This is a genomic window from Anoxybacillus sp. (genome assembly GCF_036834105.1).
Taxonomy (GTDB): Bacteria; Bacillota; Bacilli; order Bacillales; family Anoxybacillaceae; genus Anoxybacillus.
This window is the reverse complement of record NZ_DAITON010000112.1, coordinates 1-7,411: the sequence shown is the minus strand read 5'-3', so window position 1 is coordinate 7,411 and position 7,411 is coordinate 1. Positions and strand designations below refer to the sequence as shown.

Genomic DNA, 7,411 nt, shown 5'->3' with positions numbered 1-7,411 from the left:
CATATCGAAGGCTTAAGCATATCAGGCACAATGATGGCAAATCAATAGCCTAGCAATTGATATGTACCCATTCGTTAGTGGGGAGTTTAAGCCTTCGGAGCGCCATATCAAACGAGAGTAGCTTTGGCGAAATCGGGCGCGATGAACAAGGAAAGAAACATAGGTCTTTATAAGATTTTTAGCTATCTTATAAAGTCTTATAAGTTTTCTGTAACGGGATGCCCCATGGATCGACAAAAAACGACTGACTATGTCAGTTGGGTGGTGCTGCTTGCGCTCATTATTTTGGCGATGGAAATTTCGTTCTTTCATCCAGGTATTATTTTTTCTGTTCTTTTTTCAGCAGGATTGATTTATATCGGGAGAAAAAAGTGGCATCGAACGTTCGGAAAACTTGCCTTTTGGCTTGGCTGTCTCGGTCTCGTCGTCCATATGTTAACAATGATGACGGTTAGATTTTTACTTGTCGCACTATTGTTTTATGCGATTATCCAATTTGCACAGTCGAAGCGACATCCTATTGTTATTCGTCCAGGGATGAAAACAAGTGGCGCAGAAACAGAATTCGTTTTTCGGCAACCACTTTTTCAAAACATGTTGTTCGGCCGGCAAAAGACGCCGGGGCATGCGTATGAATGGAGTGATGTAAACATTCAAATAGGCGTTGGCGACACAGTTATTGATTTAAGCTATGCGGTCGTTCCAAAAGGGGAAGCGGTTATCGTTGTTCGCGGCTGGATTGGCAATGTCCACATTTTTGTGCCTTACGAAATGGAAGTGAGCGTCGCTCACTCCGTATTGTTTGGCGCGTCATCTATTTTTACGATGGAGACGGAGCGACTATGGAACCAAACGTTTATTTATCAAACGCCAGCGTATGAAACTGCCGAACAGAAGATAAAAATTATCACCTCGATGGCGATTGGAAATGTTGAGGTGAAACGAATATGAGCCGCCATATCATTGGATCTCTCCTGTTAGCTTTCACGGTTATGGTCGTAATTTTTCTTTCATACGCTTTCACGTTTCCGCCAGCAGAATGGTCAGCACTATGGAAAGAAAAGGTGCTTGGTGTGCCGTTTGTTGTATTTTTGTTTATGATAAGTGGGTGTGTCGGTGCGCTTTTTGGTGTTTCATTCGATTGGTTTTGGCAAAAACAGTGGCGTACGATTGAACATGCATTGCTTCAGATGGAACAAGGAAATATAGATCTGTCACACAAACAAGTGACAAAGGAATTATATGACGTATGGGAGCAAATCGAGAAACTCCAAAAGCATTGGCTTGAACAAACGAAGCGCGCGCAAAAATTGGCGACGGAAAAAGTGAAATATGAAGAAGAGCTCATTGAGCGGGTGATTTCGGAAGAGCGCAACCGTCTGGCACGGGAATTGCATGATTCAGTAAGCCAACAGCTATTTGCGGCATCAATGATGATGTCCGCATTGATGGAAACATATGCAGGGGGCGAGCGAGAGAAAAAGCAATTAAAGCTCGTCGAACAAATGATTCATCAATCTCAGCTTGAAATGCGCGCGTTATTGCTTCATTTGCGGCCGGTGCAGCTGAAAGGAAAGTCGCTTCAAGATGGGATGAAAGAATTGCTAATGGAGCTTGCGCAAAAAGTACCAATGGAGATCAAGTGGAAAATAGAGGAGGTGGCACTTGATCGCGGAGTAGAAGATCATTTATTTCGCATTTTGCAAGAATCGGTGTCTAATACGCTTCGCCACGCAAAAGCGAACATGTTAGAAGTGTTGCTGCTTGAGCGTGATGGTTTTGTCCTTTTGCGCGTGTCGGATGATGGTATTGGCTTTGATGTCGAACAGACCAAAAGCGGCTCTTACGGATTGCAACATATGTACGAACGAGCGGCTGAAATTGGCGGGACGTTAAAAATTGTAAGTATAAAAAATAAGGGGACACGTTTAGAAGTGAAAGTACCGCTTGTGTAAGGGAGGAAGTGGCGTGATTAAAGTATTGCTTATCGATGATCATGAAATGGTACGGCTTGGCGTTTCCGCGTATTTATCTGCCCAGCCAGATATGGAGGTCGTCGGGGAAGCAGAAAGCGGGGAAAAGGGGGTTGAACTCGCCCTTCAGCTTCGCCCAGATATTATTTTAATGGACTTAGTGATGGAGCCGATGGACGGCATTGAAGCGACGAAACAAATTATAAGCGCTTGGCCAGAAGCAAAAATTATGATTGTGACGAGCTTTGTAGATGATGATAAAGTGTATCCTGTCATTCAAGCGGGTGCGGTAAGCTATGTGTTGAAAACGTCGAAAGCGAGCGAAATTGCGAATGCGATTCGCGCTACATTTCATGGCCAATCTGTATTTGAGCCAGAAGTGACAGGAAAAATGATAAATAGAAAACAATCGCTTCCACACGAACAGTTAACGAGCCGCGAAATGGAAGTGTTATTACTTATAGCACAAGGAAAAACAAATCAAGAAATTGCCGAGCAGTTGTTTATTTCATTAAAAACCGTCAAAGTTCATGTCAGCAACATTTTAGCGAAACTAGATGTTCAAGATCGAACCCAAGCGGTTATTTATGCGTTTAAACACGGATTAGTCAAATAACACTCGCTTTTATGGCGAGATTTTTTTATTTTTTCGCTTTACATTGACGTTACGTAAACGTTTATAGTGAAATTGTCAGGAGGTGATTGGGTGGAATATACGGTGCAACAGTTAGCGAAATTGGCGGGGGTGACGAGCCGAACGCTAAGGTATTACGATGAAATCGGTCTGTTGAAACCGGCAAGGGTTAATGCATCAGGCTATCGCATATACGGACAAAAAGAGGTAGACCGGCTCCAACAAATTTTGTTTTATCGCGAGCTTGGTGTGGGGTTAGAAACGATTAAGCAAATTGTCACATCCCCGTCATTTGATGACGTACAGGCGTTGAAGCAGCATCGTGAAAAACTCTTGGCAGAACGGAGGCGGTTAGAGGCGCTAATCGCCAATGTCGAAAAAACACTATTAGCGAAGGAAGGGAGAATCGTGATGAGCGACAAAGAAAAATTTGAAGCGTTTAAACAGCAGCTTATTGACGAAAATGAACAAACATACGGCAAAGAAATTCGGGAAAAATACGGTGACGAGCAAGTGAACAAATCGAACGAAAAAGTAAAAAACATGACGCAAGCCCAGTACGAAGAAGTGACAAAACTAGGCGAGGAAGTGTTGCGCGTATTGTATGAAGCATTTTTGACTGGCGATCCAGCAGGGGAGCTTGCACAAAAAGCAGCAGATTTACACCGTCAATGGTTAAGCTATTTTTGGGATCATTATTCAAAAGAAGCACATGCAGGATTGGCGCAAATGTATGTAGATGACGAACGATTTAAAGCATACTACGATCAAAAACAATCGGGAATGGCAGAGTTTCTCCGTGATGCCATCTTCATTTATACCGGAAAAAAATAGGCAGGCAACAGCCTGTCTTTTTGCATTGTAAAAGTTTGAGAAAAGATGTATATTTAAGTGAGAATGATAATCAAATTTAAAAGGTGATGCCGATGGAACAAGTATATGATGTGACAATTATTGGAGGTGGGCCGGCAGGGCTGTACGCTACGTTTTATAGCGGTCTTCGTGAAATGAAGACAAAACTGATCGAATACCAGTCACAGTTAGGTGGGAAGTTGCATGTATATCCCGAAAAAATGATTTGGGATGTTGGGGGGCATGCACCGATTACTGGAGAGGAGCTACGTAAGCAACTTGTCAAACAAGCACTAACGTTCCATCCAACAGTTGTACTAAACGAAAAAGTAGAAACAATCCGTCGAAGAGGAGACGGCATATTTCTTCTACAAACAGCATCTGGGCAACAACATTTATCGAAAACAGTCATTATTGCGGTAGGGAGTGGAATACTGAAACCGCAAAAGCTCCAAGTTGAAGGGGCAGAAAAATTTGAGATTACAAATTTACACTATACGGTGAAGTCGTTGAAGCAGTTTAAAGAGAAAACGGTTATCATTTCAGGGGGTGGCAATACGGCAATTGATTGGGCAAATGAACTTGTGCCGGTTGCGAAAAAAGTATACGTCACTTATCGCAATGAGTCGTTAAAAGGACATGAAGCGCAAGTGACGCAGTTGTTAAATAGTTCAGCTACTTGCTTTTTCCATACGTCCATTACTAAGCTAATTGCCTGTTCCAACCATGAAGTGATTGAGCGGGTGGTGCTGACAAATCATGAAACAGGTAATGTGTTTGAGCTTGATGTAGATGACGTCATTATTAGCCATGGGTATGAACGGGATGCTTCATTGCTTGTGAATAGCGAGTTGCCAATTCAAATGATAGACGAATATTATATTTCAGGGAACGCAAGAGGGGAGTGCTCCGTTCCAGGTTTGTATGCGGCGGGGGACATTTTAAAATATGATGGGAAGTTATACTTGCTTACCGGGGCGTTTCAAGATGCGGCGAATGCGGTCAATAGTGCGAAGCGATTCATTGAGCCGACCGCTGATCCGCACGGGATGGTTTCATCTCACCATGAAGCATTTAAAGAGCGAAATCGACAATTAATGAAACAAATGTTAAATAAATGACAGGATGTATAAACTCGTTTGTTTCAACACAAACTTTCGGTAAAACAAACGAGGTGAACATCGTGTTCAAACAACGGAATATATGGATGATCGTGTTGACGCTGTTTATATTAACAGCGTACAGCCAACCACTAAACGTAACGACAAAGCAAATTAAACATACGAATGAACTGATGGAAGTAGACTTAAACATTCCGGTTGTATCCGGTTCAAACAATCGATCGTTTCAGCGGCACGTCAATCGCCTGTTGAGAAAGGAATCGCTTGATTTAAAGCGCGAAGTCGAAAAAGAAGCGCGTGAAAATATGGCAATAAGCAAAAAAGAAGGGTTTCCTTACCGCTTGCATGCTGCGGTCAGCCGTTTTGATGTGACATATAACGCACATGGCGTATTAAGCATCCCGGTGACGTTATATAGCTATACAGGCGGTGCGCACGGAATGACAGTTAAAGTGCCAAATAATTTTGATTTTCATGAAGGAAAATCGTTACAACTTACCGATTTATTTAAAAAGGGAACGAACTATAAGCAAGTGATTACGAACGAAGTGATTGCACAAATAAAAAAAGAAAACGACTTGTATTTTGATAATGCCATCGATGTTGTAAAAAAGATGCCAGATGATCAGCCTTACTATATAACAAGTGACGGCATTGTCGTTTATTACGGATTATACGAGATTGCCCCGTACGCGGCTGGCATTCGCGAATTTCTTATTCCTTTTTCGATCTTGCGGCCATATATGAAAATCAAGCTAGCGCGATAAGAGCGCTAGCTTAATTATTGTTGGGAGGTAACAACCTCTTTTTTCGTCGTTTTTGTCATGTCTGCCCAACCCTCAAGAGCTAGGAAAATGCATAAAACAAAAAGGACGAAAGCTGATCCGGCTAGTAGCCAATTTTGCGTTAAGGCATTTTGATACATTAAAACACAAAGGGCAGCGATCGTTACAACGAGCATAAACACCATCGGGATGACAACATAAAACGATTTCGCTCCTATTTTCATAAGCCATGCGGAAACAGCTAGCAAAGCGAGCGCCCCAAGCATTTGGTTGGCTGCTCCAAAAAGCGGCCAAACGGATTGCCATGTTCCTGATAAAGCAAGTGCACCGGCTCCAATGAGACCAACTGTTGTTGCAACATGGTTGTTTTTCAGTGCCGTTGTACGTTCTTCGCCTAGCTCTTGGATGGCATAGCGCATTAATCGTGTTGCTGAATCTAAAGTTGTTAATAAAAATGCTGATGCGGTAAGGGCAGTAAATGTTATCGCTGTCGCCTCCGGAATGCCCACATGGGACATAAAGTAGCCGACACCAGCAGAGAATGTGCCGATTGGTCCACCAAGTTCACTCATGCGTGTAGCAAAGTCTGCTTGTGTTAAATATGCGACTGTGCCAACCGAGATAATAGCTAAAAAGCTCTCTAACAACATACCACCATAGGCGATGAACTTTCCGTTTTTCTCATTATCAAGTTGTTTTGCGGTTGTACCAGATGAAACGAGCGAATGAAAGCCGGAAATGGCACCGCAGGCGATGGTAATGAATAAAATTGGGAATAAAAACCCGAGTTTTTCATGGTAAAATCCGGTGAACGCTGGGAACTTGATAGTTGGTGCAGCGATAATCATGCCGATAGCTGCCCCAGCAATCATACCGTATAACAAAAATGAGTTTAAATAATCCCGTGGTTGCAGCAAGACCCAAACAGGCAATACCGACGCAGCGTATGCGTAACCGAGCAAAATGAGCGACCATGTTGTTGCGCTTAAAGAAAGAGGGTATTGAATGCCTAACCATACGGATAACAGCATGGCAGCAACGCCTAATACACTAGCAAAGGCTAAGTTCATTCTCATTTGATTTACGAGAAAACCGAACACAATCGCGATACCAAGAAATAAAACCGATGCCGTAGCAGCCTGTGGGACAGCAACAAATGTATTCGCAACTAAAATAATAAATACCCCAACGACGAGCATGAGCGTCGCGATAGAGAAAGTCAAAAACAATACTTGTCCACGATTACCCATATATTGTTTAATAATCATTCCGATCGATTGTGCTTTATGGCGAATAGAAGCTTGTAGCGATGTATAATCATGGACGCCCCCGATGAAGATACCTCCAATCATAATCCATAAAACAGCCGGAACCCATCCAAATACTGCTGCCGTGATCGGTCCGACAATCGGGCCACCTCCAGCAATTGTAGCGAAATGGTGCCCAAGCAAAACAGGTTTTTTTGCTGGGACGTAATCTATGCCGTCATACATTTCGTGTGCTGGTGTTTTACGATCACCATCTACTTTCAATTGTTTTTCAAGAAAACGTCCGTATGTGAAATAGGCGATAAGTAAAATAATTCCACAAATAAGAAGCAACGTTAATAAATTCAATTCATACCCTCCTCAAACGGTTTTTCGAAAACATCTGTTAACGGAAGAGCTTTCCGATGAGTAAATCGTTCTTTTTTGTTTAAAGCGATGATGGCCAAATAACATTCGAGCCAACCGTGTAAACCGAAACGAATAAATCGCAGCTTTCGAAAACGTTTCACTTCCTTTATGGCATCAACATGTGCCTCCGGTGCGACAATTGCCCCGATAAAAACGGTAGACATATGATCTTGATGACTAGATAGGTAATTTGGCAGCGAGCGAACGAATGCTTCAGAAAACTGTATGACGTCCTCTCTTGTCACTATGTCGTTTCTTGGCCATACAAAAATAAATTGTTCATTTTCGACGGCCCAAATTTTAGACTTTTTTGTCATAAACTGTAGATGAGTAAAATCACTAACATAAATTGACAACCAAACAAAAAAGG

8 protein-coding genes are annotated in these 7,411 nt (G+C 42.5%); 6 read left to right on the top strand and 2 right to left on the bottom strand.

What is annotated here, in order from left to right:
• The first annotated feature begins 225 nt into the window (after nucleotides 1–225).
• The 6 genes from liaF to V7Z64_RS10415 all read left to right on the top strand — a co-directional run bounded on the left by liaF (nucleotide 226) and on the right by V7Z64_RS10415 (nucleotide 5,347).
• On the top strand, nucleotides 226–951 hold the full coding sequence (gene liaF / locus V7Z64_RS10440; RefSeq protein WP_297990807.1) for a cell wall-active antibiotics response protein LiaF: 726 nt from the start codon (nucleotides 226–228) through the stop codon (nucleotides 949–951).
• Nucleotides 948–1,955 carry a sensor histidine kinase gene (locus tag V7Z64_RS10435; RefSeq protein WP_297990806.1) on the top strand — a complete coding sequence of 336 codons (1,008 nt, stop codon included), beginning with the start codon at nucleotides 948–950 and terminating at the stop codon, nucleotides 1,953–1,955. Before liaF ends, V7Z64_RS10435 begins: the two co-directional genes overlap by 4 nt.
• Nucleotides 1,956–1,968: 13 nt before the next feature.
• Nucleotides 1,969–2,589: a response regulator transcription factor gene (locus V7Z64_RS10430; RefSeq protein ID WP_297990805.1), complete on the top strand. Its 621-nt coding sequence runs from the start codon at nucleotides 1,969–1,971 to the stop codon at nucleotides 2,587–2,589.
• A gap of 90 nt (nucleotides 2,590–2,679) precedes the next feature.
• Entirely contained in the window at nucleotides 2,680–3,441 is a 762-nt protein-coding gene (locus V7Z64_RS10425; RefSeq protein ID WP_043964508.1) for a MerR family transcriptional regulator, read from the top strand.
• Nucleotides 3,442–3,533: 92 nt separating this feature from the next.
• A complete protein-coding gene (locus V7Z64_RS10420; protein ID WP_003398515.1) occupies nucleotides 3,534–4,580 on the top strand; it encodes an NAD(P)/FAD-dependent oxidoreductase in 1,047 nt (348 codons plus the stop codon).
• Nucleotides 4,581–4,642: 62 nt separating this feature from the next.
• Nucleotides 4,643–5,347, top strand: a complete 705-nt coding sequence (locus V7Z64_RS10415) for a DUF3298 and DUF4163 domain-containing protein (RefSeq protein WP_297990803.1) — start codon at nucleotides 4,643–4,645, stop codon at nucleotides 5,345–5,347.
• 14 nt (nucleotides 5,348–5,361) lie between these two features.
• Here the strand turns inward: V7Z64_RS10415 and V7Z64_RS10410 are convergent, their stop codons facing one another.
• Nucleotides 5,362–6,981, bottom strand: a complete 1,620-nt coding sequence (locus tag V7Z64_RS10410) for a carbon starvation CstA family protein (protein ID WP_297990802.1) — start codon at nucleotides 6,979–6,981, stop codon at nucleotides 5,362–5,364.
• Nucleotides 6,978–7,411: hypothetical protein (locus V7Z64_RS10405; protein ID WP_334110339.1), on the bottom strand; the 434-nt coding region annotated here is incomplete at its 5' end. The genes V7Z64_RS10405 and V7Z64_RS10410, both read right to left, overlap by 4 nt.